Origin of the sequence: Vibrio sp. Vb2880, assembly GCF_033337975.1 — a bacterium.
Lineage (GTDB): Bacteria > Pseudomonadota > Gammaproteobacteria > Enterobacterales > Vibrionaceae > Vibrio > Vibrio alginolyticus.
Genome location: NZ_JAWORT010000002.1, coordinates 263,737 through 289,061, shown reverse-complemented (window position 1 = coordinate 289,061; position 25,325 = coordinate 263,737). Strand labels below are relative to the sequence as shown.

Genomic DNA, 25,325 nt, shown 5'->3' with positions numbered 1-25,325 from the left:
GAATATACTGCCTGTCATTTTATTTGCTGGGCTCCCATTTTCTCGTTTCAGTTGGCGTCTCACCAAATAGCCGCTTGTAGCTTTGACTGAACTGCCCGAGATGGAAAAAACCAAAGTCAAAAGCGATTTCTGCAATTGTTCGATTATCTTCAGGGCTTTGTAGCACTCTACGTACTTGATTCAGGCGCATTCGATGTATGAACTGCTTTGGGGAAGTATTACAGCAATGTTCAAAGGTGTACTGTAGTGTGCGACGACTGACGTGTACTGCGTCACACAGTTCACTGACGGTTATCGGTGTACGGTAGTCTAGATCCTGTAGCTGTTGTTTTATACGGTGCATCACGTGTTGACGATGAGAGATTGATATCGGATGGCTCGTGTGTAGTGAACTGAGTGAGAACAACTCCAGCACAATATCTTTTAAGATTGCTTGATGTGTGGTTTCAGACCATCTTGGCTCGGCGGAACCAAGTAACGTGCCTAAGTAGTATTTAAGTTGTTGAATGTGTTTTTCCGTCAAACCCGTTAAGTGTAATGTGTTGTTTTGGATACTCCCAAGCTCAAGTTGATTTTCTATGATGTGAACGAAGTTTTTGTCGAGCACTATTCCATAGATAGAAAACTGCTCCGGTGTCATTAACTCAAAATCAGCGCCACCTTGCCTAAGCAAAAGTTGGCTTGAATTAAACTGACTGTGATTTAGGTGTAGCGGCTTATTTTCCGCACTCAAACCCAACCAAATACCTCCCTCTTCAACCCTGCATTGCTGTCTTAGCGAGCGGTTACTGTCTTCACGAAACACATGGAAATTGGGAAATCGTCGTTCTCGAATTTGACCTAAAAATCGACCATCGCTGAGTTGGTCATATTCCTGTTGCCAGTTTATCAGACTCGCAGCTTGTTGGTTTGCATCCTTAGTGTGATGGATGCACAGCATTGGTGCAGTTTGGGGCATTTGGTTACTCATCCTTGTGATGCTCATTCCTTTTTTGTGAGTCATGTTGGAGCAGTATTTATATAACTCATTGTTTATTATTGGTTTATAAATGTTGCCAGTTTTTGATAACGCTAAGGAACACATTTGGCAATACTTTCTTAAAGCTTATTGATAGTTCAGCAAAAAGCGAACCAAATAGTGAAGAGGAAGAGCAATGACGGCAACTTATCGTCGGCAACAAGGAAGTAAAGTCTATACCTTTAAGTCATTAGCTGACTTGATGGCGAAAGCGACACCGGAGCGCTCAGGCGATGCGTTAGCCGGGGTTTGTGCTCAGTCAGCGGCAGAACGTGTAGTCGCACAAATGGCGCTGTCTGAGTTACCACTTAAAACGTTTCTTAACGAGGCGGTTATTCCATACGAAAGCGACGATATCACTCGCCTAATTATCGATACGCATGACCTTGAAGCCTTTAAGCCGATTGAGCACTTGACGGTCGGAGATTTTCGAAATTGGCTGCTGAGTGAAGAAGCCGATGGTGAAACGTTGGCTAAAATTCGTCAAGGTTTAACACCAGAAATGGTGGCCGCAGTCAGTAAGATTATGCGCAACCAGGATTTGATTCTCGTTGCTAAAAAATGCCAAGTTGTCACGGCTTTTCGGAATACGATAGGTTTGCCGAGTCGCCTGTCTACTCGCTTACAGCCGAATCATCCCACTGATTCTCTCAACGGTATCGCAGCGACCATTTTTGATGGTCTGATGTACGGAAATGGCGATGCGGTTATCGGTATCAATCCGGCAACAGATAATGTACCTCAAGCTATTAAGTTAATGAACTTAATGGATGAGGTGATTCAACACTATCAAATACCGACTCAGTCTTGTGTGTTAACTCATGTCACGAACACGATCGAAGCCATTGAAATGGGTGCACCAGTCGATCTCGTTTTTCAGTCGATAGGCGGCACGCAAGGGACGAATGATACCTTCGGAATCGACTTGTCGATTTTGAAAGAGGCCCATGAAGCCGCGTTGTCTTTGAATCGAGGCAGTGTAGGAAACAATGTGATGTATTTTGAGACCGGACAAGGTACAGCGCTGTCTGCGAATGCGTTTCATGGGGTCGATCAGCAGACTTGTGAAGCCCGCGCTTATGCTGTCGCGAAACAGTTCGATCCTTTGTTGGTTAATACTGTCGTTGGGTTTATTGGCCCTGAGTATCTGTTTGATGGCAAACAGATCATTCGTGCTGGGCTTGAAGATCATTTCTGTGGGAAGTTGCTTGGTTTACCTATGGGTTGCGATATCTGTTACACCAATCATGCCTATGCCGATCAGAATGACATGGATAACTTGCTGACACTATTAGGTGTGGCCGAGTGCTCGTTCATCATGGGTATTCCAGGGTCTGATGACATCATGCTCAACTATCAAACTACCTCATTTCACGATGCCCTTTACGCAAGAAAAGTACTCGGTTTGAAGCCAGCACCAGAGTTTGAAAAATGGTTAATGGAGATGCAGATTTTCGAGAGCGTGCAAGACGTTCGGTTAAGTGAGCAAATCTCTCGCTCGTTTTCGGGAGCAATTAACCAACTGAATAAGGGGTATTCTCATGGGTAAAGTAATCACCATTGCTCAGTCCCCACAAGATGAGTCTGGAGTTGTCACACACAACCCTTGGGGCAAGTTACGCGACTTCACCTCTGCTCGGATCGCTCTGGGTCGCAGCGGAAACAGTGTACCAACCAACGAGTTACTCTCATTTCAGCTGGATCATGCCCAAGCTATGGATGCAGTGCATTGTAGTTTGAATATTGAGTCTCTCGTTGCTGGTTTGTCGGACTCTTACTCGATTCTTGAAAATACCTTAGAGCCTCCAGTGGTAGTGAGCAGCCAAGTGAGTGATCGGCTTATGTACCTGCAAAGGCCCGATTTAGGAAGGCAACTCGATGAATCTTCTTGGCAAACGCTCAACTTGATAGCAAATGAGCATAACACTGACATTGATCTTGCGATTGTTATTGCTGATGGACTTTCTTCCGTCGCAATTCAAAACCATGCCGTGCCTGTTGTTACTCGATTGATTTCTCTTTTAAGCGCTGATGATGAACATCAATGGAAATTCGCACCTATCACAGTCGTAAAGCAAGGAAGAGTAGCGGTAGGGGATGATGTTGGTGAATGTTTTAACGCCAAGGCCGTGCTGGTTTTAATTGGAGAGAGACCCGGTCTAACTTCTCCGGATAGCATGGGTATGTATCTCACTTGGGGGGCTAAACGAGGCTCTAAAGATTCCCAAAGAAACTGCATTTCCAATGTGCGTCCCCAGGGGCTCAACTATGACGATGCCTGTGAACGCGCATTTTACTTGCTCAAGGAGGCTCGAAAATTACAACTGTCAGGAGTGAACCTGAAAGACCGCTCCGATATCAATGAGCCAAGTGGCGCAAGCGTTGAAGATAAACACAGCGACAACTTTTTAATTTCATCAAAGTAGAAGGATTTACTATGTCTAAACATCAGGAGTACTTGGCCAAAAGGCAGCTAAAAAGAGGCACCGCAGGTTGGATTTTACTTGCTGGCTTAGGTGTCTCGTATGTTATATCTGGTGACTTCGCCGGTTGGAACTTTGGCATCGCTCAAGCAGGATGGGGAGGCTTTCTTATTGCTGCTATCGCGATGGCAGTAATGTATTTCACGCTAGTATTGTCTTTAGCTGAAATGTCTGCGGCTATTCCTGCTGCGGGTGGTGGTTACAGCTTCGCAAGACAGGCGATGGGGCCGACAGGTGGCTTTTTCACTGGCTTATCAGTTTTGATTGAATATGCGCTCGCGCCTGCTGCGATAGTGATTTTTATTGGCTCAGCAGTGAATGAATTGGTTGGTATCGATGGCCCTGTTGTTTACGCACTTTTCTACGCCGTCTTTATCGCTATTCATATGGCAGGGGTTGGCGAAGCTCTCAAAGTAATGATGGTCATCAGCGGTTTGGCTGTGCTAGCTATTCTCATTACTGCTGCTGTGCTTATTGGTCACTTTGACGTTAATAACTTATTCGATATTGCTCCGGCGACGGCTCAGGCAACAGAAATCTTGCCGTTTGGGTGGTATGGCGTATGGGCTGCGTTGCCATTTGCAATGTGATTGTTTCTTGCGGTTGAAGGTGTGCCTTTAGCGGCAGAGGAGGCAAAAAATCCGGCAAAAGATGTTCCCAAAGGCATCATTGGTGCGATGCTGTTTTTATTGCTAACCGCAACTCTCGTAGTCGTCCTTTTGGCTGGTGCGGTTGGCTCAAAGGTCATAGGCGATAGCGCGGTGCCATTAGTTGACGCCCTAAAGCTTACGGGCAATTCAACGGTAGCAATGGCCGTGAACTTACTTGGATTGGCTGGCCTTATCGCTTCTTTCTTTTCAATCATTTATGGTTACAGTCGCTTGGTGTTTGCGCTTTCCCGCGCGGGTTATTTACCGCAAACTTTGTCATTAACCAGTGACAAAAAAGTGCCTTCTCGTGCGCTTTTGGTTCCGGGCGTTTTTGGGTTCTTGGTTTCACTTACGGGTGAGGGGGACTTAATCTTGGCGATGGCTGTTGTCGGTGCGACTGTATCGTACGCATTAATGTCCTTGAGCCATATTTTATTGCGAATTAAACAGCCGGAATTAACTCGTCCATATAAAACGCCTGGTGGGATAATTACTTCGAGTATTTCTCTGGTGCTTTCTTTGATCGCAATGACAGGTGTTTATGCTTTTGATCCCTCAGCCTTTTTCATGACAATGGGATTGTTTCTTATCGGTGGTGTTTATTATGGGTTATACAGCCGCAACAAATTGGTGGCAGCAACCGCCGAGGAAGAGTTTGCCATGCTGTCTGTGGCAGAGCTAGAGCTTGAATCAGATGTCGTACGATAGTCACTTTGATTCTTTTTATTCAGCATATTAAGGGAGCCATAGGCTCCCTTTGTCATTTCTATCAAAAGTGCATAGCGCACAAATGCATCACTTTAACTTTATAAGTGTTTAATCATGTGAAAGTCTAGTCTGGATAACGATGGCGCAGATCCATCACAGGTAAAGGTTAAGTTTTCAAGGAAAGATCATGATAAACAAGGTATTTAATACACTTTTGGGAACAGAGTTACCGATTATTCAAGCGCCAATGGCCGGTGTGCAAGACAGCCAAATGACCATCGCCGTCAGTAATGTTGGCGGGCTTGGCTCGTTACCTTGTGGAATGCTGAACAAAGACGCCATCGTAAAAGAACTTCAACTTATCAAGCAGGCAACTAACCGACCGTTTAACCTCAATTTCTTTTGCCATGAAATGCCGGAGTATGACGCCAACAAGCACGAAAAGTGGCAAAAAACGCTGCAACCGTATTTTTCCGAGGTTGATGCAACCGTTCAGGCTCAGCCAAACGCTCCGACAAGGATGCCTTTCAATCATGATATTGCTGACGCGATTGAACCATTTGCACCGCCAGTGATCAGTTTCCACTTTGGTTTGCCAGACGATGATCTGTTAGCTCGAATTAGAGGGTGGGGAGGGAAGATCCTTTCGTCAGCGACCACGGTGGACGAAGCACTTTGGCTAGAAGCAAAAGGCGTTGACGGTATTATCGCCCAAGGCTTGGAGGCTGGTGGACACCGAGGTATGTTTTTATCGGATGATTTAACTACTCAATTAAGTTTGATGGCGTTATTACCACAAATCGCCAAACGGGTGAATTTGCCCGTTATTGCTGCAGGCGGAATCGCTGATAGAAGTGGGGTGGAAGCCGCGTTGAGATTAGGAGCGAGTGCCGTTCAAGTTGGCAGCGTCTATTTGTTGTGTGATGAGGCGAAAACATCGTCTTTACATCGATATGCCATTGCCAGTGAACGCGCGCAACATACCGCAGTGACCAATGTTTTCTCGGGCCGACCAGCGAGAGGCATTGTGAATCGCGCGATGTCGGAGCTAGGCTACATCAGTGAGTTTGCGCCGAAATTCCCATACGCCTCCATTGAAATGGCTCAACTAAGAGCGCTTATGGAAAAGCAAAACCGAGATGAATTCACACCGTTGTGGTGCGGACAAAACTCGTCGGGTTGTAAGGAAATATCGGCGGCAGAAATGACATTGTCATTAGTGGAAGGCATCGATTTAAACTGATATGCATCTTGCCTTTTAAAGCGATGCTGACTGAATGGTTACGAGTTATCCCTGTATTTATGTAGTAAATCTAATGGGATGTGACAGTAATCATTCGGAAAGTTTGTGAGTCTGTCTTGGTGCTCATCATCACTTGGTACATAATTCGTGAGTGGCAGTACTTCTACGGCGATCTTGTCGGCGTCCGGTCGTGCTGCGATAAACGCTTTCGCGATGGTGAGATGCTGTTCGTTTTGGCTATAAACACCAGTACGGTACTTCTCACCTACGTCTTCACCTTGCTTGTTAACGCTGTAAGGGTCGATTATCTCAAACAAATACCCCATTAAAGTTTCAACCGAAACTTGCTCAGGGTCGAACTGGGTTTTCACGCACTCTGCGTAGCCATCGTATTCGGATTGAGTGTTATCCGTTGTGCCATTTGCTCGCCCGGCTTCTGTGTTGATTACGCCCGGAAGGTGGCGCATAAATTCTTGCACGCCCCAAAGGCAACCGCCTGCGAAGTAAATTTCTTCCATTACTTTTATCCTAGTCTTTACCGTTGTTGGGATGTAGGGAGCTAACCCCTCTTCTTCCATCCCATTTTCGTTGCCCTATTATCTGTTGATGGGAGCGATATTCGCAAGGTGCAGCTTGGCTAATCAGACCACGCGTTTTTTCCTTTTTACTTTCAAGTTCTTTTCATATGAAACATCAGGTGAGTATACTGTAAGCTCATCAATAAGGAGCGAATCTGTGAACCCAAGACAAAATGAAATCCTGCAATTAGTGAACGACCGTAAACGCGTTCAAGTCACGGAGCTTTCTGACATCATTGGCGTGTCGGGCGTGACCATCAGACAGGATTTGAACTTTCTGGAGCAACAGGGCTACCTAAAGCGCGTTCACGGCGCAGCTACCGCGTTGCAAAGTGATGACATTGATGCCCGCCTAGAAGTACGTTTCGATATTAAACAATCGCTCGCAAACCAAGCTGCGGATTTGGTCGCACCGAATGAGACAGTGCTGATTGAAGGAGGCAGTGCCAATGCGTTGTTGGCTCGGACATTGGCTGAGCGCGGCGATGTGACCATTATTACGCCATCGGCGTATATCGCCCATCTCATCCGTAACACTTCTGCCAACATTATCTTGCTTGGTGGCGTGTATCAGCACCAAGGCGAGAGCTTGGTCGGACCGCTGACTAAGTTGTGTATTGAGAACATTCATTTCAGCACGGCCTTCTTGGGTATTGACGGCTTCCATCAAGACACTGGCTTTACTAGCCGCGACATGATGCGCGCTGAGATTGCAGAAACCATCATTGCGAAAAAAAGGCGCAATATTGTTCTAACGGATTCTAGTAAATTTGGGCAAATTTATCCCTCATCAATTGGTAAGACTGACGAAATATCAGTGCTGCTGACTGACAAAGCCGCTCCGAAAAGCGACCTTGAACAAATCAAAAAGCGAGGTGTGGAAGTTATATTAGGCTGATTAAGCCACGCTTCGTTTTCTCTTCGCGAGCATTGCTGTTGGGGAGAAACCGGTGACTAGCATAGTGCCGCTAAGCACTAGAATTGTTCCTATGATGGTGTTAGAGCCGACGGGCTCATCTAGCACCAAGTAGCCCCATAAGATACCAAAAACAGGAACAAGAAAAGTGACAGTCAGTGCTGACGCTGGGCCGATATCAGAAACTAAGCGGAAATAGAGCAAATAAGCGAACCCTGTGCATACAACGCCGAGCGTGACAACAGAGCTCCATTCGAAATGACTTGGTTCTGCACGCATTGGTAAGAATGGTAGCAGCGGCAGTACCCAAATAACCGCCGCCCACATGCTGCCGTGAGCATTATCAAAAGCAGGTACTTGTGGCGCATTTTTAGTGTAGTTGGTAGCAATGCCATAGCTGAAAGAAGCCATCAAACTGGCGGCAATAGGGAGCATGGCTTCTTCACCTATGGTTGAAGTATCTAAGCCGACCAAGACTGCAACGCCTCCAATGCCTATTAGCATACCGAGAACAGATTTCGCTGTGAGTGGGCTGCGGTACCAAACAAAGCCAACTAGTGCTCCCCATATTGGGGCGGTTGAGTTCAATATTGCTAAAGTTGATGCATTCAGTGTCTGGGCTGCGTACGCAAAGAGTAAAAATGGAACTGCGCTATTGAATAAGCCAATAATAAAGAAGTGTTTAGTATGCGCAGTTAACGTGAGTTTCTTCTTCAAATATACGGCGATCAATAACAAAGCGACGGCGGCAAATGTAACTCGAAATTCGATTAAGTAAGCCGGCCCGAATGTGTTGGCGGCGACTCGCATAAACAGAAACGAGCCACCCCAAATAGCAGCGAGGCAGAGTAAGCGAAAAAAACTGACGGCAGTCATTTGACATCCTTGGTCGAGGTCTAGCGCCTCATCGATTAATTGTTGCGCTAACAGTGAATTAAACCAAGGATGAGGTCAACCAGAAATGTAATGCCAGTTCCGGATCTGGCTAGCTTGGGCTCACGTTGATGGTGTGTTGTTGATTTGTGATCACTTAATGGCTCTCTGACCATACTGCGAATTCATTTCCACTCGGTTCAGTGAAGTGGAATCGACAGCCGCCGGGGAATTCGAAAATAGGGCGGATAATTTTTCCACCATGCTGCTCTACTTTTGTCTGAGTGGCCTGAATGTCTGAGCTATAAAATACTAAAAGTGCGCCACCATTTGCGATTTGGTTTATAAACTCAGATTTGAAGAATCCGCCATCCAATCCTTGTCCTGAAAATGCAGAATATTCTGGACCATAATCGGTAAAGCTCCAGTCAAAAGCACGCTCAAAAAATTGTTTAGTCGCACTGACATTAGTGGAACCAAATTCAACGTAATTCAATTTTTCATGTTGATGCATGGTGAAATCCTTCTCGGTTACTATCGTTTCTAGGCGAACTTTTCTACGATGATGTCGTCCGCTTTTTCGACAAATAATGCGCCATTATCTCTGAGCTCTGTCAGCACATTCTCTACATTATCAGGCAGCACCGCACGAGTTGAAGCAAGATTAACTACCACATTGTAGCCAAGTTCCAGCGCTTGCATGACGGATTTTTTCACACAAAAGTCTAAGGCAAGGCCACCGATAACTAAGGTATCAATCCCGTTGAACTTTAGAAATTCATGCGCGCCTGTCGTTTTGGTGTCGGCAATATCATGGAAAAAAATACCGTAAGGGTGCGCATCAGGATCCATGCCTTTATTAACTTGAAAATCGTAGTCCAACACGGGTGGTAAACCATCTAGCAGTTCAGCGCCTGTTGTGCCAAGCACACAGTGACGGTTCCACTTTATATCCACATTCGGTAAACCAACGGGCTCAAGCATATTGGCTGGCGATTCTGCATCCCATTTTGCTTTCGGTGGGTGCAAGTCACGACTGACCAGTTTTAATCGGCCTTTGGCATGATTGTTCAAAAGCTCCGGTACGATTTCCAACGCACCTGCAACGGGCAGTTCATTTGGACATAACTCACTAAAGCCTTTCTCTGGATCAACGTCGATCACTGCTGTAGTTTGATAGTTTACTCGAACAGTCATGGCAGACTCCTTGTCTGTCTGATTGTCTGCGTTTATCCACGCAAACAGTTTTGAAAAAAGGTTACTTCGTCGCTAGTCAGCGTATATACCATTGCGGGTTTTCCACCTTTGCCTTTGTTGGTTGAAGCGACTTTATTAGTGGGTTTTAGTACGCCTGAATCTATCAAGCGGCGCTTAATCGTCATTCGGCTGATATCAATACCAAACTCTTGATAAGCAGAAATGATGTCCGCAACCAAAAACTCTTTGTCTAATGCAAACAAAAGAACCGATGTGTATTCAATGGATGCACGAAGCTTTTGCCACGCTTTTTCAATGGTTTTTTGATGATCAAATGCGAGGGTTTCTTCTCCATTGAGAATAGCCTGTAGCGAAAACCATTTAAGTTGGCATTCCGGTACACCTGCATTATTTATTTGCTCTACATTGTTACGATCAACTAAGGCGTAGTGCGTAATGTTTAAGCTCCAGTCTTCTGGATCGCGCTTTGGATCACCGTCGATAAATGCTTCGCTAAAATGGCGAGGGTAGGTATGGATTTTCTCACGGCAAATTCGGCGACGCGCCGCTTCAAAGTTTTCATCGGCCGGGCGTCCGCCTTCACTGGTTAAGTCTTTATCAAAGACAAATCCGCCCGGTAGTGCCCAGACTCCATGGTATGGCCGATTTGGATTTGAACGTTTAATCAACAACACTTCCAATCCCTTATCGGCACAGCCAGATAGCCTGAATGGAATAATGTCGACAGATACGATCATGGTTGGGTCCTAATATTGATTTGTAAGTAATCTAGCGCATAACAAGTGGTCAATCAATGGGTAAGTAACGAGTTGTTAGAAACGTTTTCGGTAGTGTTCTTAATACGGTTTGAGCATAAATTTACGGATGACTCTGACTTATTCACAATGCTTGCTCGAATTCTAGACAAAAAAACCTTATAAAAATGAGTGGTTAGTAACAAAAGTTGACAAACTATAGATGGGTGTTTATTGTTTACGCAAATTAGTTAGTAACAAAAAGTTATATACCCAGGAAGGGCATGTAGAAGGGCACCTAATGACCACCAAACTATTTTCTTCCCGCATCATTCAAAGCGCTTTGGATTTCGATGTCTACAAAGTCAATATGATGAGCGCTGTAACAGCGCTTTACCCTGATGCGATGGTGTCATATAAGTTTATCGTGCGCAGTGAGGAAGACCTCTCTGAGCTTTTGCCCGAGGTAAAAGCCGAAGTCCTTAAACTGCAAGATATTCAATTTACGCAAGAAGAAATTGAATATATTAAGCGTGTCGCGCCTTACCTGAATCCTGACTTTGTTGATGCACTGCGCCATTTCCGTTTCAACCCACAAAGTGATGTCTCTTTCCATAATAAAGCCATGGCTGATGGCTCAAGCCAGTTAAGAATTACCATTAACGGTTTGTGGCGAGATACCATCTTGTACGAAACGATCATCATGAGCATCGTGTCTGAAGTTCGTAGCCGTCAGCGTTGGTCAGATATCCCTGTTGCGCAATTTACCACTGTTTTAGAAGAGAAAGTTCGGCACCTAAAGTCGGAACTAAAACGTCGTAACATCACTAACTTTAAATTTTCTGACATGTCGACGCGTCGACGTTTTTCCTTCCAAGCTCAGCGCACTATGCTGGAATATTTGTGCCAGGAAGTGCCGGAATGTTTGACAGGAACAAGCAACTATCACTTAGCAAAAGAGCTAAACTTGACGCCTATCGGCACCGTTGCTCATGAATGGTTTATGGGACACCAAGCTCTGGTGAATGTGCGAGATTCGCAAAAAGTGGCGTTGCAACGTTGGCAAAAAATGTTTAATGGTGCACTAGGTATTGCGTTAACCGATACGATTGGTATCGATGCTTTCCTTAAAGACTTTGATGAAGAACTAAGTAACGCGTACTTCGGTGTACGTCACGATAGTGGTTGCCCTTATAGCTGGGGTGAAAAAATGATTGCACACTACCAGTCGCTGAATATAGACCCATTAACAAAAACACTGGTGTTTACCGACGGACTTAACTTCGAACAAGCGTTAGATATTTGCGAGTATTTCCAAGGACGTATTCAGGTGAGTTTTGGTATAGGTACTTTTCTTGCCAATGATATGGGTGATTATGTCAATAAAGATGGTGAAGCCTACCAGCCACTTTCTATCGTGATAAAAATGGTCACGTGCAATGGTTCACCGGTCGCCAAAATCAGTGACGAACCTGAGAAAGCCATGTGTGAAGATATCTTCTTTTTGATGAATCTCAAGCGCCGCTTTGAACAACCTCTTGATTTAAATGAGTGTCGTAAAATGATTGATCGTTTAGAAACTGAAGGTCAAAATTATCTCATTGACGCGTAGGCGTTATCCTCTCTCCATGATAAGCACCCTCTATCGTTACGACAAATTTATATAGGTAAACGTGGAGGGTGATTTCGTTATAGTAATATACAGAAGTAACCAGATACAGCGCAGGAAAGCACTCAAAAGTTGATGTGTTATCTGCCTTTGATTGGTGTAAATCGATACGTTACAGCATCGTGGACGGTGTATCTCATCCGACACTAAACTCAGTCTAATCACGTAGTTTATTCCCACGTACCATGAGCTCACTCGGGTATAGACGTCTATCTGCTTTTATGACTTTGGGCTTCACGTAGTTGCTTGAATCAGGAGTCAAAATGAACCTAGTAGTACATTTGCAAAAGAAAGCGATCCGAAAATATGGCTATGAGATGGCCACTCGTCAAGCATGGAAATGTGGCATCAAGGCAAATCTTGTTAAGCGCGTGATCGGCCTTTTTAAAGGACAAATTGTTTGTGTGGTTGAAGGTTGCCGAGCAGAGTTTTCTTCTCCTCTTAATAACCCCCTTCACGAAGATGACAAGCAGGGGCGATATGTGTTTGTTGGCGGTGTATGCTGGGAACCAAATAACATTATAGCGCCTGGTTTCCCTGATTTTATGTTTATGCACGTGCGTAATCTAAGCCACCGTCATAAGTATTTAACGGATGACGAACTATTTTTGAGCTTGGCTTAAAAATAAATCTCATAGACTAGTCCAGCCCAATCATAATCAGTAGTGATACAGTTTTATCTCTGTTGACATTCTGCTGAGTGTTTCTTGACGTACCTCTTATAAAACAGTGTTTCTTTACTTGTTAATAACAGAGGGTTTGTTTTCGTCTGATGTGATTTCCCTTTTGCGATTTACCATAACGCTCATCAAAGCAAACCATACTGGGATGTAAATCATGAATATGAAATCTATCGCAATTGCAACGGCAGTTGTTGCTGTACTAGCAGGCTGTAAAGACAAAACGCCACCAGCTCCAACTCAAGCAAACATTACTTTGGTTGAAGCGGTGACTGAAACGGTGAAAAAGCCGCACCAAGTATGTAAAGACGTGGTAGTAACCGAGCAAGTTGCCCCTGCGGATGACAATAAAATTATTGGTACGGTTGGTGGCGCAGCAGCTGGAGCAGCGCTGGGCAACCAAATCGGTGGTGGCTCAGGTAAAGTGATTGCAACTGCAGCTGGTACGATTGCTGGTGCACTGACAGGTCGTAAGATCCAGGAGAATGTGCAAAAAGGTGATGTAGTAACAACGACGAAAAAACAGTGTCATACAGAATATACGACATCTGATAAAGTAGTGGGTTACGACGTCACTTACGAAGTTTCAGGTGCACCAACGACGGTTCGTTTGGCGAGCAAGCCAGCGACAAAAACGTTCCCAATTCAAGATGGTAACGTTGTTCTACCACAATAGTTAGCGACTTAACCGAAGCGATTAACAAGCCCTTTTATCTTTGAGATGAAAGGGTTTTTTCACATAAGCGGCGTTTTCATCTGTTTTCCCATTGGAATGTGCGGCCAGAAATACCCGTTAATTTCCGCGTTCGATACAATCACTTTTCTTAAAGTACGAACGGAAAAAACATGGAAGACTTTTACCTGACCGAGCACGGTCTGGCTGGTTATTTCGAAGCGCAATGGTTCGACAAGTTCATTGAGGATCAAAAGATTGAGATGATAACCAGTCGCTCAAAACAAGTCCCACTTTCTTTTTTGTCATCACCTCACTGCTCCCAAGTTGCTGATTTTATTGCGCAGGCGGTAATCGAAAGCAGCGTTCAGCCGTATTCCCTACTTGAGGTTGGGGCGGCGCTGGGAAGAAATTATTATGAGTTAGTGCAACGCTTACCTAACCTTAAAGAAGCGACGCTTGTGGAGCCTTCAAATAGGTTAATGGATGGCTTGAAGCAACTATTAATAGAAGAACAACGCGTCGAGCTTACTTACCTTCACGATGTGAACACCTTAAACACTTTAGAGGTAGAGAATAGAGATATCGTACAGAAATGTGCTCATGTTGATTTGACGCTAATTAACCAGCCTTTTGAGCTCGATACTCTCCAATCTCGCTTTGATTTAGTCGTATGTTTAAATGTGATTGATCAATGTGAGTCGCCACTTAGCGTGATCAATGCTCTAAAAAAAACCACCAAGGTGGGTGGGCTGATCGTTGTCTCTTGCACTTATCAGTGGAACGCGAAACACATCAAAAATAAAGAAGAGGCGGTTGATGATATCAAAGAATACTTTGCTGAAGGCTGGCGTCTAGTGTCGGAAGCCGAGCATGAATATCGCATCCGGTTTAATGATCGCTTTACAAGGCAGTTTTTATCTCACGTAGTCGCTTACGTAAAAAACGATTAGAGCCACATAAAAAAACCGAGCACTTACGGCTCGGTTTTTTAGTCTTTGGGCTAGAGCACAACTTTAAGTAACGTGCGCTTCTTGTTGCTCTTGCAACTTTTTCTTACGACGTTCTCGTTTAGAAAGCCAAATCAGAGGCACAACAATCATAATGGTTCCTATTGCCATAAATATATCTGGCACTTCTCCAAACCAAATCAATCCCACAAACACGGCACCAATTAAGCCACTGTATTCAGCGCTGGCAATTTTGTTGCTATCGATCGAGCGGTAAGCGATGACACATGTTGCTGCATAAATCATGATGAACAGACTTGAGCCAGCAGCAACAGGGAAAGCACTCCAGTCCCAAGGTTCTGCTTCGATCAGAACAAGCAAGAAGGCTACTGGAATACCTGCCAAGTTTGTCATCAATAATGTTTGCATCACAGACTGATTTTTTGGCAGTTTTCGAATGAGCAAGTTATTGATTGCTAAAGTAATTGCAACAACTAAAGCTGAAATTGCTGCCCAATCGATTTGGTCTGGACGAATGATGACCAATACACCGGCAAAGCCCATTATCGCTGCGGCGACCGATTGCTTAGACAACTGTTCTCCAAAAAAGATTGCTGCAAGCGGCAACATGATTAATGGCGCGGCGTAAAAGATCGCGTTCGCAGTTGCGAGCGGTAAAGATGAGATCGCCAAAACCATGAATATTGCACCAAGTAACCATACGTGAGCGCGAACAGCATGCCACTTAAACCCTTCAAGAAAAGGCGCATTTTTTGTTAGCAAGTAGACTGGCAGCAGGAAAAGCACCGCTGAAATTTGTCGGAAAAAGACAAATTGAAAAATAGGCACTTCATTTCCGACACTTTTAATTAAAGAGTCCGAAAGCACCGCAATGAGATTTCCAACAATTAATAGCAGCATCGCTGCTCCGACCGATGTAACTTTCACTTTTCCTCTCCTCTTTCTTTGCCAAAGAGTAGGTGATGTCATAGGATGAAGTGAAGTGATATTTATTAGTTTAAGTATGAGATTTTTAGATAATGAAATTGCCACCACTCAGAGCGGTTCACTGTTTTGAATCTGTTGCCAGAAACTCTAGCTTTTCGCTTGCTGCTGAAGAACTCAATGTGACGCAAAGTGCCGTTAGCCACCAGATACGATTATTAGAAGATTACTTGGGTGAATCATTATTTATCCGCCAAGGCAGAAAGCTCTCTTTGTCCGATACGGGCACCCGCTATTTAGAGGATATTAGCCCAGCAATTAGCTCAATTGCGATGGCCAGCCAAAAGGTGCGAGAAGGGGACAAAGGCAGCATACGGTTGGCGATTTATAGCTCGCTCGCCGTAAAGTGGCTTATTCCGCGTTTGTCTGATTTTAAGCGCCTACATCCAGAAATCGATCTTACACTCAATATGGTCGTTGGTGATCCTGAACAGACAGACAGCGTTGGCGATTGTTTTATCACGGTAGAGAAGCCAAAGCGAAACTACATGTCGGTAAAGTTATACGCGGAGACGTTGTATCCGGTCTGCAGCCATAAAATTTGGAAAGAGTTGCAAGATCAACCGATTCCAGAAGCGCTTTGGCGATACCCTATTTTGTCGACAGACTCAATTTATCGAGAGAGAGGAAAAGATTGGGCTGAGTGGTGCAGAGCGGGCGGTTACACCTTGCCGAAAGATGTCGATGTTCAACATTTTAGTCATATGTTGTTGGCAATAGAGGCGGCGCGTTATGACCAAGGCATCGCATTTGCGAATGATTTTATGCTCAATGAAAGAGATAAAGCGCACGATTTGGTGTACATCCCTTCTCATGGATTGGAAACCGGCGACAGCTTTTATTTTATTCATAAAAAGAGTCGAGCCAAGCAAACGGAAATCATCAAACTCACTAACTGGTTGAAGCAGCAATGCTTGTGAAATGACTAAATTGTCAAAATTAAGAAAGAAAGTGGCAAAGTTGTGTCTAAATATTTCATGTTTTATTGAGTTTTTATTCATTAACATCCACTTGGTTTTGAAACCAAGTGAAATGGATAGCATGGCATGCTTAAGGATGGGCAAAACACAACCTCAATAATTAACAGGCAGTGAAATACAATGTTTAAAAAAACATGGCTAATGACAGCCCTTCTAGCAACATGTTCTGTTGCAAACGCAGCTCCTTACGTTGGTGCATCTGTAGGTCAAGCATCGTTTGGTGATGTTAATGGCTCTATCAATGGTGGTGGTACTAACGCTAGCACTAAACTTAAACTTGAAGATGACTCAAGCCTTTCAGGCAAAGTATTCGGTGGTTACAAATTCAACGAATACATTTCTCTAGAAGCAGCCATTGGTGGCTACGATGCTTTAGACGGCAAAGTTGTTACTGTTGGTGATATGAAGTATCTATCGATTCAGCCAAAAGCGACTCTACCGATTGGCGATCGTTTCAACCTTTTTGCTAAAGCTGGTCTTTCTTACTTCAATGCTGAATTCAAAATTAGCAACTCTGTGATTGACGGTAGCGCAGGCCATACCACCATTTCTGACAGCACTGTAACAGGCATGTACGGTTTAGGCGCAGAGTTCGCTATTACTGAAAACTTTGCTCTACAAGTTGAATGGGAATACATGATGCCTGAGCTAGACATTGCGAAATTTGGCAATGAAAAAGTAACGGTTGATGCAGACATCAATGTGTTCTCTGTAGGTATGAGCTACCGTTTCTAAGAATACTTATTCAAGTTACCTCTTGGCTTAGTAAACGTTTTTGACTTCTGTTGGTCGAGCTGAGTCCAAGCTTTGAATTTGTTTAGATATAGCACAGGAAGTTTAGTTGCTAAGCGTCCTGTGCTATTTTTTTGCTTTGGAATAACTCTTAGGAATCTTTGTGAACGATGTCAATCTTAGGTATCTGGATCTACTGTTAAAGCACTTTGAACCTCACCAGTATCACCTTGTTACGCTTTCTGAGCTAGAAGCGGTGATTTGCACGTCGAGGCGCAATGTTTCTATTGTGATGAAAAAGCTTGCCACTTACGATTGGGTCGATTGGCAACCTGCGATTGGCCGAAGTAACGCTAGCCGTCTCAGTATTAATATTTCCCTCCAACAAGCGATGACCGAGTTTTTGGTTGAGGAGCTTGGCAGAGGAAGAATGAACTCAATAACGAAACTTATTGATTGGTTCGGTCAAACCGCGGTTAGAGCACTAACCATCGCTTCTGAAAAAGTGAATCGATTGAACGAATCAAATAACGCTATTTTGATTTCTTCTTACCCTTGGGTATCCAAAATCGACCCTGCGAATACTTACCGTCACACTGAATTACACGTCGCGAAAAGCGTTTATGACGTATTGCTGACCCAAAATTCCAATGGTGGTATCGAGCCATCGTTAGCACACGAATGGAAAATGGAAGGCAAGGTTATGACGTTATGGTTGCGGCCGGGCATATATCGCCATGATGGTGAACCCCTTAACATACAGGATGTGGTTTGGAGTATAGAAAGACTCAGGGAGATAAAAGGACCAGTTCACGAGCTCTGGCAATGCATTGATAGCGTGGTTGCAGAAACATCTAACTGCTTAAAAATCATATTGAAGCATCCGAACAAGTTGTTTCCATACATGCTAGCAACTCCTCATGCGTCTATTCTGTGTCGAGATGTCGTCTCTTTCGGTTCTAGTTATTCCTACCACATCGGGACTGGACCATTTAAAATCAGCGGCTGGAACCAGGAGAGTATGACTCTTGAAGCGCACAAAGAGTATTTTTCAGCACGCGCATTGTTAGATCAAATAACGCTGTCTCATGGTGATGTTAAAACCTTAAATATGTTGAGCTTTAACCAAAGCTCCGATCACGTTGAAGTGGAAAAAATTAGCGCATTTTCATATTTGACCTACCGCGAACGCGTGGAATCCCAACTCACAAAAGAAACTTGGTATCAACTCGCTGATTACATCCATGTGCAAAAGCGAATTTATGATGCGCCAAGTGCCGTTGACAGCATTCAGTTAGAGACTCATGAGCAAGGTTTATCAATAACAGATGGTGGTGTGATACCTAAACTGAAAGGTAAAGTGGTATTAGCTGAACCTGTCTGGACGATACCGAGTTTAATTCGTCATTCCGAATGGTTGCACAGTGTGATTCGTGCAACGGGATTGGAGTTGGAGATCGTCGTTATTGATGACATTAGTTTTCCTGAGGTAGTGTCTCACCAAGCAGATTTGCTCTTCATTGAGGAAGTCATGGAAGCACCATTTGAATATGGCATCTTCGAATGGCTGTCGATAGCAACTGGACTGCGTTTTAGTTTTGATCAAAGCCAGATGTTAAGCCATAGAGAAAAGGTTCGCAGGGCGATGGCAGATGATCACTCGCTACAGTCTTTATTAAACCTAGAGAAAGCGCTGCGCGATCAGTACCTATATTTGCCTTTGTTTGTTGGCTATGAAGAAGTGACAAAAACACAGCAAGTGCGAGGTGTGCAGGTGAAGAATACAGGCTATAGCGATTTACATAGGTTATGGATTGCTCATTCACACTAGAGTCTGTGTTCAAGATTATGCAAATGTCCAACGCATAAAGCCATCGAAATGATGGCTTTATAAGGGCGTATCGGATTAGAAGTTGTACGACACACTTGCGCCAACAACCCATTGGTTTGCACTATCAACGATAGATGAGTCGCTGATACCGCTGCCTAGGCGCGTGTATTGTGTCATTTGGCTTACTTGCCAGTTGCCGTTGATGGGCATAACAAGTTTGTAGCCCACACCATAGCTTACCGTTGAATCACCTTTGTATGCTTTGCGGTTTGCGTTTGCTTCGCGTTGTTTTACACCAAAGTAGTAATCTACGTAGTCTTCACTTTGATAAGTTAGGTTAGCAAAAGGAACAAAATCAACACTACCGAATTTCATGATGTGGAAGTAAGTCGCGCCCGCTAAGTAACCTTTGTAAGCACCACTGATATCGTGCTGAAGGTACGTAGAAATGACGTTGTTTTGATCCAGTGTAAAGTCTGCGTTTAAACCTAGATCGACGGCGAAGCGGCGTTTATCTGTGCCTTTCAGGCTTTTCGCTGTATCACCGTCGCGCATTACACCGCTACCTACAAGGTAGGCACTCATGTTGATTAACTCATTGGTGTTACCGAAGAAGCGGTAGTTAATGCCACTTAGGTCGGCATTAAAGTCGTCACCATGGTAACCACCGTTGAAAATTGGTGCTGTATTATGCTTTTGATCTTTGAAAAGATCGCTGCCTTGAGCCACACCAGCTTCTACGTTCCAACCGCCTTCGTTGTTGTAGATATTACCGTTACGAATGTAAGTATCGCCAGCGAACGCTGAGCCAGCAGCTGTCAAAGTAAGTAGTGCAATTAATGTTTTTTTCATCATTTTTCCGAGTTGTTCTGTTTTGTTTTGAACACTGTACAAAATGATGTTGTAAGCATCTATCGGCAAAGCGTATGGAAATGTAATGAACAATCAGGGTAAGAAGCGGAATGTTGCTTCAGAATAGAAAGGTTGCTGGAATAGCGTTCGTTAAAATAACGAAAAATCCGAGCTGGGGTGGCTCGGATTTGGGGTATTTATCAAGTATTGATACTAACTTCTTACTGTTTCGTTAAGTTGTATAGTGGTGCTAGGTCACCCGTTACTTTTTCGCCATTCATGTCTAGCTTCATAAGTACGTTTTCACCAACAAAGTATTGGTTTGGTGCATCTTCATTTGTCAACGTTACGATGCTGCCATTTGCGTCCCAAGTGAATTGACCTTCAGATTTTGATTGACCGTCTTCTTTGTCTTGGTAGCTTTCTTCAAGTACGTAAGTGCCATCTTGATTTAGTGTGATGGTCATATCGATACCAGCACAATCCGCGCAAGGTAGTGTTCCTTTGTAGGTGCCGTTCCAGTCCAGAGCACTTTGTGCGTTGTGTTCAGAGTCTACAAATGTCTCTTCAGTAATTACCTGTTCTTCTTCTACTGGTAACGTGTCAATTGTCTCAGTCGTAACGTCTGCACTGGTGGTGACTTCAGTTTCCGTTGCCTGAGGTACTTCAACTGCGCTTGTTTCGGCAGGTTTCTCATCTTGACAGCCTGCAAGAATGATTACCGCGCCTGTTAGTGCCAACATTGTCTTTTTCATTTTATCCCTCTTTAAATCAAGATTTTGTATGAGAGTAATAGTAGACATTTATCGAGGATTTGCGTCATCAAAAAGCAATAGAATGATCTAACTATGTCAATAAAACCGGATATGAGCATGAAATTGTCAGGAAAATCAGAACAATGTAAATGTTGCTTTGGGTATCAAGCTTGAGCCCACAGACAAATATCTAAAAGGGGATTGTGAGCGAGTTAATTGATAACAGCCCACATTGTTGTGAGCTGTATTATCAACATCATCTAAGAAACGTTATTGAAGCTTGAGCGTGAAGTGCCCCGTTTTGTGCTTCGTTGATCAGAAAATAGCTCCGCAATAACCTGACGATTTAATTCGCCTTTCAAATGGCCGTGCTCATCGATGACGGGCAGTGAATATTCACACGACGTGACTTCAGTCAGCACTTGCTCAATGGCTAAATGTGGAGAGATGATAGGCACCTCTTCATAGATATCATCACGCCAATCTGATATATGAGTTAACTTCGCTGCGTTTAGCAATCCTTGCTGTGTTATCACGCCTTGATAGCCTGCATTGGTCTCATGGTAGGCATAATCACGTTTAACACGTTTCATTTCACTTAGTGCATCTTCAATGGTTTCAGCGCGAACACAGTACGAAGGTGGCTGCATCAGCGTTTCGACTGTCAGTGCTCGCGCTCTATTGACGTCTTTTACAAAGGCTTCAACGTACTCATCGGCAGGATGCAGTAAAATTTCGTCTGGTGAACCTTGTTGGACAAGTTCACCGTCTTTAAGAATCGCGATGCGATCGCCAAGTCGAAGCGCTTCATCTAAATCATGAGTAATGAAAATAATGGTTTTGTGCAGCTTCTGTTGCAGCTCTACCAGCTGATCTTGCATTTCGCTCCGAATCAGAGGGTCCAATGCTGAAAAAGCCTCGTCCATCAACAGTATTTCGGCGTCGGTAGCCAGTGCCCGTGCAAGGCCCACACGCTGTTGCTGTCCACCCGATAGTTGAGTAGGATACTGGTGCTCATAACCCGTCAGTCCAACGGTTTCTAACCATTCATTTGCTTTTTCTAAGCGCGCCTCTTTATTCATTCCCTGAACTTCCAAACCATATGCGATGTTGTCGATAACAGTGCGATGAGGCAGCAAGCCAAAGCGCTGGAACACCATAGACATCTTGTGACGGCGAAACTGTTCAAGCTCTTTGTTCGAAAGTTGCATGACATCCACCCCTTCTACCAAAATCTGCCCCATGGTTGGATCGATTAATCGGTTGAAGTGGCGAATCATGGTGGATTTTCCAGAACCGGATAATCCCATAATGACAAAAATTTCACCCTTTTGAATTTGCAGGTTGATGTCTTTTAGTCCGACCGTGTGGCCCGTTTCCGCTAAAACCTGCTCTTTACTATGTCCCAACTTAACGCGCTCAATCACGCTATTGGGCTTGGGGCCGAAGATTTTATACAGACCGCTGATTTCGATAAGTGGACTAGTCATGTTTTGAGTCTCCTAAATGAGCTTGAGTGCGTTTCGCATACGCTTGCGAAGCACGATCAAAAAGGATTGCTAGGGCGACAATTGCTAAACCATTGAGAAGACCAAGAGTGAAATATTGATTGGTAATAGACTTTAGAACAGGCTGACCTAAACCTTTTACCCCAATCATTGATGCGATGACCACCATTGACAGTGCCATCATGATCGTTTGGTTAATTCCCGCCATGATGGTTGGCATTGCAAGCGGAAGCTGAACCCCAAAAAGCCGTTGCCGAGTGCTGGCACCAAATGCGGTTGCGGCTTCCAATACTTCTTTATCAACTAGACGAATGCCCAAATTGGTTAAACGAATAACCGGTGGAATCGCGTAGATCACTACTGCGATAAGGCCAGGAATTTTCCCGATGCCCAATAACATCACAACTGGAATGAGATACACAAATGCCGGCATGGTCTGCATGACGTCGAGTAATGGTGTTACCACCGACTGAATGCGATTAGAGCGCGCCATAGCGATGCCGATAGGGATACCAAGTGCTATGGCAAGCATAGTACATACAGTGATGATACTGAGCGTGCGCATAGTGTCTTCCCACATTCCAAAATAGCCAATCAGAATCAGCGAACCAAAACATGCAGCGGCCAGTTTCCAAGAGCGGCTGGCGGCATAAACGAGAGTGGTGCAGACACCTAAAATAATGAACCAAGGTGTAGAAATCAGAAGTTTTTCAAACCAGACAAGAAAAGCAAGGAGCGGATCAAACAGAGACTCAATGAGTTCACCATACTCGCGAGAGAAATCTCTATAGGCGCCGTCGAGTGTTTTGCGAATCGCCCTGAGATCAGAGGCATCCATTTCCGGGAATTCGCTGAGCCAATTTGAGTCAGACATATGTACTTCCTTTTTCTGATATACCTAAGCGCTTTCAAGAAACTTAATTTGGCAATAAGAGTAGGGCACCTAGGCCAAGTAATGGTCGTTCGACAGGTTCTTTATCGAACGTATTACTCTTTAAGCTCAGGCGAATATCGTCAAGCTTCTCTTTTTCGTTCCTTAGGTATACATCCTTTTAAATAAAACAATCATTAGTGTTCAAACTAATGATTTGCTTGGATTATAGTTTTTCTTCTTCAATAAAATGAACACATTAGCGTGTATTTGTATGAAAAATCTGCGCAAACTAACGTTTTTATTATCCGGTTAATTAGAATTGATCTTTTTGCTCGTTTGTCATCGAAATTTCTAAATTATTAGATGTCTAATTAATGCTGATGTATTACGTATTTGTCGTGTTGATTTTTGCAAACTTAGTTTATTGGCATATGCTAAAAATGTTATTGGCATATGCCAGTTTAAGGCGTAATTTGACTCTGTGTTTTTGAGGGACAATGATGGCAAGACCAAAGATAGAAAGACGAATATGCGGACGTGCGGCTCACCATTGCTTTAAGCCCAATGGCATTCCATTTAATCAGTTGGAGCAAGTCGCCATATTACCAGAAGAGTTAGAAGCGCTACGTTTAGCCGACTTAGAGGGGCTTAGCCAGCAGCAAGCTGCGGAGCAGATGGGCGTTTCTAGACAAACTTTTGGTAACACAGTAAAAAGTGCAAGATTGAAAGTCGCAAAAAGTTTAGTTGAAGGTCATGCATTAGTTTTTCCGAATGAGGAGTCAAACTTATGATTTATGCTATTCCTAATGATGGTGAGCGGGTGGCAAACCACTTTGTAAAAGCACCATACATCGCTATTTATTCTGATACTGACGGTATGCTAAAAAACTTAGCGAACATTGCTTCTATGCCACAAGCGGGTTGCAATGCGAAGTCTCAGTTGATTCAGTCTCTACAAGGGTACAATGTGGATGCTGTTCTTGTGCGAAATATTGGTGAACGTGTATTGGCAAAGCTACTTAGCAGTGGCACGCCAGTATTTAGGCTGTCTACTCGTAGTTCCTTGGAAGATGTGCTTGCGGTTCCAAGAGAGCCTTTGATTGAGCCCTCTCAAGGACGCCCATCAAACAATCATAAGAAAAGTGTTCACCAACAAAAAGGCGGCTGCGGCTCCTGTGGTTGTGGTGGCCGAAAATCAAAACCCTCCTTGTTGGCAAGACCTAAAGCGCTACTCAAAGCAACATCTAGCCCTGCTATACTTAAGCTAGAGTCGATGGCTAATAAGGCAGGTTAATATGGTTTGGTTATTTACCTTTCTTGGTTTTCTCGCAATCATTTTGTTGATGTCACTTGGCGTCATTTTTCACAACAAGCGCATTCAAGGGAGTTGTGGTGGTTTGAATAATGTCGGCGTTGACAAGGTGTGCAATTGTGAAACCTCATGCGCAGAACCTGAAAGGCGTTTATATCAAATCTCAGAGCCTAACTCATCACCTGAGCGCTAAGGCTTTTGGCCCATTGCGGCAAGGTTTGCCGAAACCAGTCCAAATATTTGCTGGTCTGCGGATTCTCTCTGGAGACCAGTATGTTGACTACCTCGACAACGATCCACGCTTTTGCTAGTCCGATATCGCGCGCCAATTCTGTTGTTTCACCTTTCTCTGCGCACTCTATATACTTGCCTGCTACGTTCAAGTAATCATCAAATGTGCCCATGCCCTCGATGAGCGGCGCTAAATCTATCGCGACATGCCCTGTAGAAAAGCGTTCCCAGTCGAACAGCACCAGCTCGCCATTTTCGCGCTGTCCCCAGTTTCCAGCATTCGAGTCTCCGGAGATCAAGTTCTGTCCATCGAAAAGATGCGCCGATCGTTGTTGGAGGTTGTGGAAGAACTGCTCTGTCTCTGAGCCCAGTTCAAGTGTAGCGAGTGCTTGTTGAGTCGCTTGTGGTGTCCACTGGTGGCGGTGATAAACACCATCTGATGTTGGTGGAAGTTGGTGCAGTTTGACGAGTTGTTCAATGACTCGATCATCTTCAAGTAAGAATGCTTGCTCGACTGCGTGGGGAACGTATTCAATGTGCAGAACGTTTTTCTGGTCGTCGAATTGAATCAAGCGCGGTACGTGTATTCCAAGCGCGTTAAACTGTTCGGCATAGCGTTGATAAAACGCGACTTCTATTTGAGTAGGGTTACGTTTTTCTATTACTTGGACGCCATCTTTTTCGATGAGAAAAACTTTGGCACTGCCCATTTGGTTGAGTTCTTGCTGCGACACCGGACTTCCTGTCTTCATGTAGAGAGAGCTCACCTTAATCGCTGCACTCACGTTTGCCAATAGCCACGACAAAGTGCCTCAAAAATATTAAATGCAACTGTTTAAATATGATTTTGTC

26 protein-coding genes and 1 pseudogene are annotated in these 25,325 nt (G+C 44.2%); 15 read left to right on the top strand and 12 right to left on the bottom strand.

The window, feature by feature from the left end; all coding sequences use genetic code 11:
- Nucleotides 1-19: 19 nt before the first annotated feature.
- A complete protein-coding gene (locus tag R7M92_RS03220) occupies nucleotides 20-970 on the bottom strand; it encodes a helix-turn-helix domain-containing protein (RefSeq protein WP_005373973.1) in 951 nt (316 codons plus the stop codon).
- Nucleotides 971-1,154: 184 nt separating this feature from the next.
- Between R7M92_RS03220 and R7M92_RS03215 the strand changes: the two genes are divergently transcribed.
- The 4 genes and pseudogenes from R7M92_RS03215 to R7M92_RS03200 all read left to right on the top strand — a co-directional run bounded on the left by R7M92_RS03215 (nucleotide 1,155) and on the right by R7M92_RS03200 (nucleotide 6,102).
- Nucleotides 1,155-2,567, top strand: a complete 1,413-nt coding sequence (locus R7M92_RS03215; protein ID WP_025768012.1) for an ethanolamine ammonia-lyase subunit EutB — start codon at nucleotides 1,155-1,157, stop codon at nucleotides 2,565-2,567.
- Nucleotides 2,560-3,444, top strand: coding sequence for an ethanolamine ammonia-lyase subunit EutC (gene eutC / locus R7M92_RS03210; RefSeq protein ID WP_205461100.1), 885 nt, complete (start codon nucleotides 2,560-2,562; stop codon nucleotides 3,442-3,444). Before R7M92_RS03215 ends, eutC begins: the two co-directional genes overlap by 8 nt.
- Nucleotides 3,445-3,455: 11 nt before the next feature.
- A pseudogene (eat, locus tag R7M92_RS03205) lies at nucleotides 3,456-4,859 on the top strand (ethanolamine permease).
- 187 nt (nucleotides 4,860-5,046) lie between these two features.
- On the top strand, nucleotides 5,047-6,102 hold the full coding sequence (locus tag R7M92_RS03200) for an NAD(P)H-dependent flavin oxidoreductase (RefSeq protein ID WP_033906298.1): 1,056 nt from the start codon (nucleotides 5,047-5,049) through the stop codon (nucleotides 6,100-6,102).
- A 38-nt stretch (nucleotides 6,103-6,140) separates the two neighbouring features.
- Here the strand turns inward: R7M92_RS03200 and R7M92_RS03195 are convergent, their stop codons facing one another.
- Nucleotides 6,141-6,620 carry a peptide-methionine (S)-S-oxide reductase gene (locus R7M92_RS03195; RefSeq protein ID WP_054701515.1) on the bottom strand — a complete coding sequence of 160 codons (480 nt, stop codon included), beginning with the start codon at nucleotides 6,618-6,620 and terminating at the stop codon, nucleotides 6,141-6,143.
- Nucleotides 6,621-6,837: 217 nt separating this feature from the next.
- On the opposite strand from R7M92_RS03195, the gene R7M92_RS03190 reads away from it, so the two are divergent.
- On the top strand, nucleotides 6,838-7,578 hold the full coding sequence (locus tag R7M92_RS03190; protein WP_017635127.1) for a DNA-binding transcriptional regulator YciT: 741 nt from the start codon (nucleotides 6,838-6,840) through the stop codon (nucleotides 7,576-7,578).
- On the opposite strand, the gene R7M92_RS03185 is transcribed toward R7M92_RS03190, so the two are convergent.
- The 4 genes from R7M92_RS03185 to R7M92_RS03170 form a co-directional block, all read right to left on the bottom strand.
- On the bottom strand, nucleotides 7,579-8,472 hold the full coding sequence (locus R7M92_RS03185) for a DMT family transporter (protein ID WP_005373960.1): 894 nt from the start codon (nucleotides 8,470-8,472) through the stop codon (nucleotides 7,579-7,581).
- 154 nt (nucleotides 8,473-8,626) lie between these two features.
- The gene (locus R7M92_RS03180) at nucleotides 8,627-8,983 is read right to left on the bottom strand and encodes a VOC family protein (protein ID WP_033906300.1); all 357 of its coding nucleotides are present in this window, start codon (nucleotides 8,981-8,983) and stop codon (nucleotides 8,627-8,629) included.
- A gap of 29 nt (nucleotides 8,984-9,012) precedes the next feature.
- A complete protein-coding gene (locus R7M92_RS03175) occupies nucleotides 9,013-9,666 on the bottom strand; it encodes an isochorismatase family protein (protein WP_258515714.1) in 654 nt (217 codons plus the stop codon).
- 32 nt (nucleotides 9,667-9,698) lie between these two features.
- Nucleotides 9,699-10,424 (bottom strand): NUDIX domain-containing protein, encoded by a 726-nt coding sequence (locus tag R7M92_RS03170; RefSeq protein WP_005373953.1) that lies wholly within the window; start codon nucleotides 10,422-10,424, stop codon nucleotides 9,699-9,701.
- 298 nt (nucleotides 10,425-10,722) lie between these two features.
- Here R7M92_RS03170 and pncB point away from each other — a divergent pair, with 298 nt between their 5' ends.
- The 4 genes from pncB (at nucleotide 10,723) to R7M92_RS03150 (ending at nucleotide 14,396) form a co-directional block, all read left to right on the top strand.
- Complete coding sequence (gene pncB, locus R7M92_RS03165) at nucleotides 10,723-12,033, top strand: nicotinate phosphoribosyltransferase (protein WP_042523435.1); 1,311 nt, start codon at nucleotides 10,723-10,725, stop codon at nucleotides 12,031-12,033.
- 320 nt (nucleotides 12,034-12,353) lie between these two features.
- Nucleotides 12,354-12,713, top strand: a complete 360-nt coding sequence (locus R7M92_RS03160) for a hypothetical protein (RefSeq protein WP_005373947.1) — start codon at nucleotides 12,354-12,356, stop codon at nucleotides 12,711-12,713.
- Between the two features lie 214 nt (nucleotides 12,714-12,927).
- Nucleotides 12,928-13,446: a glycine zipper 2TM domain-containing protein gene (locus tag R7M92_RS03155; protein WP_005373945.1), complete on the top strand. Its 519-nt coding sequence runs from the start codon at nucleotides 12,928-12,930 to the stop codon at nucleotides 13,444-13,446.
- Between the two features lie 170 nt (nucleotides 13,447-13,616).
- On the top strand, nucleotides 13,617-14,396 hold the full coding sequence (locus tag R7M92_RS03150; protein ID WP_318132678.1) for a methyltransferase domain-containing protein: 780 nt from the start codon (nucleotides 13,617-13,619) through the stop codon (nucleotides 14,394-14,396).
- Between the two features lie 63 nt (nucleotides 14,397-14,459).
- Here the strand turns inward: R7M92_RS03150 and R7M92_RS03145 are convergent, their stop codons facing one another.
- On the bottom strand, nucleotides 14,460-15,341 hold the full coding sequence (locus tag R7M92_RS03145; RefSeq protein WP_318132675.1) for a DMT family transporter: 882 nt from the start codon (nucleotides 15,339-15,341) through the stop codon (nucleotides 14,460-14,462).
- A 92-nt stretch (nucleotides 15,342-15,433) separates the two neighbouring features.
- On the opposite strand from R7M92_RS03145, the gene R7M92_RS03140 reads away from it, so the two are divergent.
- The 3 genes from R7M92_RS03140 (at nucleotide 15,434) to R7M92_RS03130 (ending at nucleotide 18,941) form a co-directional block, all read left to right on the top strand.
- Nucleotides 15,434-16,318, top strand: a complete 885-nt coding sequence (locus R7M92_RS03140) for a LysR family transcriptional regulator (RefSeq protein ID WP_206970403.1) — start codon at nucleotides 15,434-15,436, stop codon at nucleotides 16,316-16,318.
- 180 nt (nucleotides 16,319-16,498) lie between these two features.
- Nucleotides 16,499-17,113 (top strand): outer membrane beta-barrel protein, encoded by a 615-nt coding sequence (locus R7M92_RS03135; RefSeq protein WP_005373936.1) that lies wholly within the window; start codon nucleotides 16,499-16,501, stop codon nucleotides 17,111-17,113.
- 160 nt (nucleotides 17,114-17,273) lie between these two features.
- Nucleotides 17,274-18,941: an ABC transporter substrate-binding protein gene (locus R7M92_RS03130; RefSeq protein WP_225496487.1), complete on the top strand. Its 1,668-nt coding sequence runs from the start codon at nucleotides 17,274-17,276 to the stop codon at nucleotides 18,939-18,941.
- A 75-nt stretch (nucleotides 18,942-19,016) separates the two neighbouring features.
- Here R7M92_RS03130 and ompV read toward each other — a convergent pair whose 3' ends face one another.
- From ompV to R7M92_RS03110, 4 genes are all read right to left on the bottom strand, one after another.
- Nucleotides 19,017-19,793 (bottom strand): outer membrane protein OmpV, encoded by a 777-nt coding sequence (gene ompV / locus R7M92_RS03125; RefSeq protein WP_318132673.1) that lies wholly within the window; start codon nucleotides 19,791-19,793, stop codon nucleotides 19,017-19,019.
- 221 nt (nucleotides 19,794-20,014) lie between these two features.
- A complete protein-coding gene (locus R7M92_RS03120; RefSeq protein ID WP_005373930.1) occupies nucleotides 20,015-20,548 on the bottom strand; it encodes a copper resistance protein NlpE in 534 nt (177 codons plus the stop codon).
- Nucleotides 20,549-20,808: 260 nt separating this feature from the next.
- The gene (locus tag R7M92_RS03115) at nucleotides 20,809-22,038 is read right to left on the bottom strand and encodes a glycine betaine/L-proline ABC transporter ATP-binding protein (protein ID WP_318132672.1); all 1,230 of its coding nucleotides are present in this window, start codon (nucleotides 22,036-22,038) and stop codon (nucleotides 20,809-20,811) included.
- A complete protein-coding gene (locus R7M92_RS03110; RefSeq protein WP_005373926.1) occupies nucleotides 22,031-22,930 on the bottom strand; it encodes an ABC transporter permease in 900 nt (299 codons plus the stop codon). Before R7M92_RS03110 ends, R7M92_RS03115 begins: the two co-directional genes overlap by 8 nt.
- Before the next feature lie 500 nt (nucleotides 22,931-23,430).
- On the opposite strand from R7M92_RS03110, the gene R7M92_RS03105 reads away from it, so the two are divergent.
- From R7M92_RS03105 to nqrM, 3 genes are read left to right on the top strand one after another with little or no spacing between them, the layout of a single operon-like run.
- Nucleotides 23,431-23,721, top strand: coding sequence for a DUF134 domain-containing protein (locus tag R7M92_RS03105; RefSeq protein WP_005373924.1), 291 nt, complete (start codon nucleotides 23,431-23,433; stop codon nucleotides 23,719-23,721).
- Nucleotides 23,718-24,224: a NifB/NifX family molybdenum-iron cluster-binding protein gene (locus R7M92_RS03100; protein ID WP_151515793.1), complete on the top strand. Its 507-nt coding sequence runs from the start codon at nucleotides 23,718-23,720 to the stop codon at nucleotides 24,222-24,224. Before R7M92_RS03105 ends, R7M92_RS03100 begins: the two co-directional genes overlap by 4 nt.
- A 1-nt stretch (nucleotide 24,225) precedes the next feature.
- Nucleotides 24,226-24,435, top strand: a complete 210-nt coding sequence (gene nqrM, locus R7M92_RS03095) for a (Na+)-NQR maturation NqrM (RefSeq protein WP_017635136.1) — start codon at nucleotides 24,226-24,228, stop codon at nucleotides 24,433-24,435.
- On the opposite strand, the gene R7M92_RS03090 is transcribed toward nqrM, so the two are convergent.
- The gene (locus tag R7M92_RS03090) at nucleotides 24,413-25,225 is read right to left on the bottom strand and encodes an aminoglycoside phosphotransferase family protein (protein ID WP_213867563.1); all 813 of its coding nucleotides are present in this window, start codon (nucleotides 25,223-25,225) and stop codon (nucleotides 24,413-24,415) included. The two genes, nqrM and R7M92_RS03090, sit on opposite strands and share 23 nt — an antisense overlap.
- Nucleotides 25,226-25,325: the final 100 nt, after the last annotated feature.

Bases quoted from the DNA above. Each gene is read 5' to 3' on its own strand.
- R7M92_RS03175 (WP_258515714.1), bottom strand. From the start codon at position 9,666: ATGACTGTTCGAGTAAACTATCAAACTACAGCAGTGATCGACGTTGAT.
- R7M92_RS03150 (WP_318132678.1), top strand. From the start codon at position 13,617: ATGGAAGACTTTTACCTGACCGAGCACGGTCTGGCTGGTTATTTCGAA.
- ompV (WP_318132673.1), bottom strand. From the start codon at position 19,793: ATGAAAAAAACATTAATTGCACTACTTACTTTGACAGCTGCTGGCTCA.
- pncB (WP_042523435.1), top strand. From the start codon at position 10,723: ATGACCACCAAACTATTTTCTTCCCGCATCATTCAAAGCGCTTTGGAT.
- R7M92_RS03110 (WP_005373926.1), bottom strand. From the start codon at position 22,930: ATGTCTGACTCAAATTGGCTCAGCGAATTCCCGGAAATGGATGCCTCT.
- R7M92_RS03185 (WP_005373960.1), bottom strand. From the start codon at position 8,472: ATGACTGCCGTCAGTTTTTTTCGCTTACTCTGCCTCGCTGCTATTTGG.
- nqrM (WP_017635136.1), top strand. From the start codon at position 24,226: ATGGTTTGGTTATTTACCTTTCTTGGTTTTCTCGCAATCATTTTGTTG.
- R7M92_RS03220 (WP_005373973.1), bottom strand. From the start codon at position 970: ATGAGTAACCAAATGCCCCAAACTGCACCAATGCTGTGCATCCATCAC.
- R7M92_RS03195 (WP_054701515.1), bottom strand. From the start codon at position 6,620: ATGGAAGAAATTTACTTCGCAGGCGGTTGCCTTTGGGGCGTGCAAGAA.
- R7M92_RS03180 (WP_033906300.1), bottom strand. From the start codon at position 8,983: ATGCATCAACATGAAAAATTGAATTACGTTGAATTTGGTTCCACTAAT.
- R7M92_RS03160 (WP_005373947.1), top strand. From the start codon at position 12,354: ATGAACCTAGTAGTACATTTGCAAAAGAAAGCGATCCGAAAATATGGC.
- R7M92_RS03115 (WP_318132672.1), bottom strand. From the start codon at position 22,038: ATGACTAGTCCACTTATCGAAATCAGCGGTCTGTATAAAATCTTCGGC.
- R7M92_RS03135 (WP_005373936.1), top strand. From the start codon at position 16,499: ATGTTTAAAAAAACATGGCTAATGACAGCCCTTCTAGCAACATGTTCT.
- R7M92_RS03100 (WP_151515793.1), top strand. From the start codon at position 23,718: ATGATTTATGCTATTCCTAATGATGGTGAGCGGGTGGCAAACCACTTT.
- R7M92_RS03200 (WP_033906298.1), top strand. From the start codon at position 5,047: ATGATAAACAAGGTATTTAATACACTTTTGGGAACAGAGTTACCGATT.
- eutC (WP_205461100.1), top strand. From the start codon at position 2,560: ATGGGTAAAGTAATCACCATTGCTCAGTCCCCACAAGATGAGTCTGGA.
- R7M92_RS03215 (WP_025768012.1), top strand. From the start codon at position 1,155: ATGACGGCAACTTATCGTCGGCAACAAGGAAGTAAAGTCTATACCTTT.
- R7M92_RS03170 (WP_005373953.1), bottom strand. From the start codon at position 10,424: ATGATCGTATCTGTCGACATTATTCCATTCAGGCTATCTGGCTGTGCC.
- R7M92_RS03155 (WP_005373945.1), top strand. From the start codon at position 12,928: ATGAATATGAAATCTATCGCAATTGCAACGGCAGTTGTTGCTGTACTA.
- R7M92_RS03105 (WP_005373924.1), top strand. From the start codon at position 23,431: ATGGCAAGACCAAAGATAGAAAGACGAATATGCGGACGTGCGGCTCAC.
- R7M92_RS03090 (WP_213867563.1), bottom strand. From the start codon at position 25,225: ATGAAGACAGGAAGTCCGGTGTCGCAGCAAGAACTCAACCAAATGGGC.
- R7M92_RS03120 (WP_005373930.1), bottom strand. From the start codon at position 20,548: ATGAAAAAGACAATGTTGGCACTAACAGGCGCGGTAATCATTCTTGCA.
- R7M92_RS03140 (WP_206970403.1), top strand. From the start codon at position 15,434: ATGAAATTGCCACCACTCAGAGCGGTTCACTGTTTTGAATCTGTTGCC.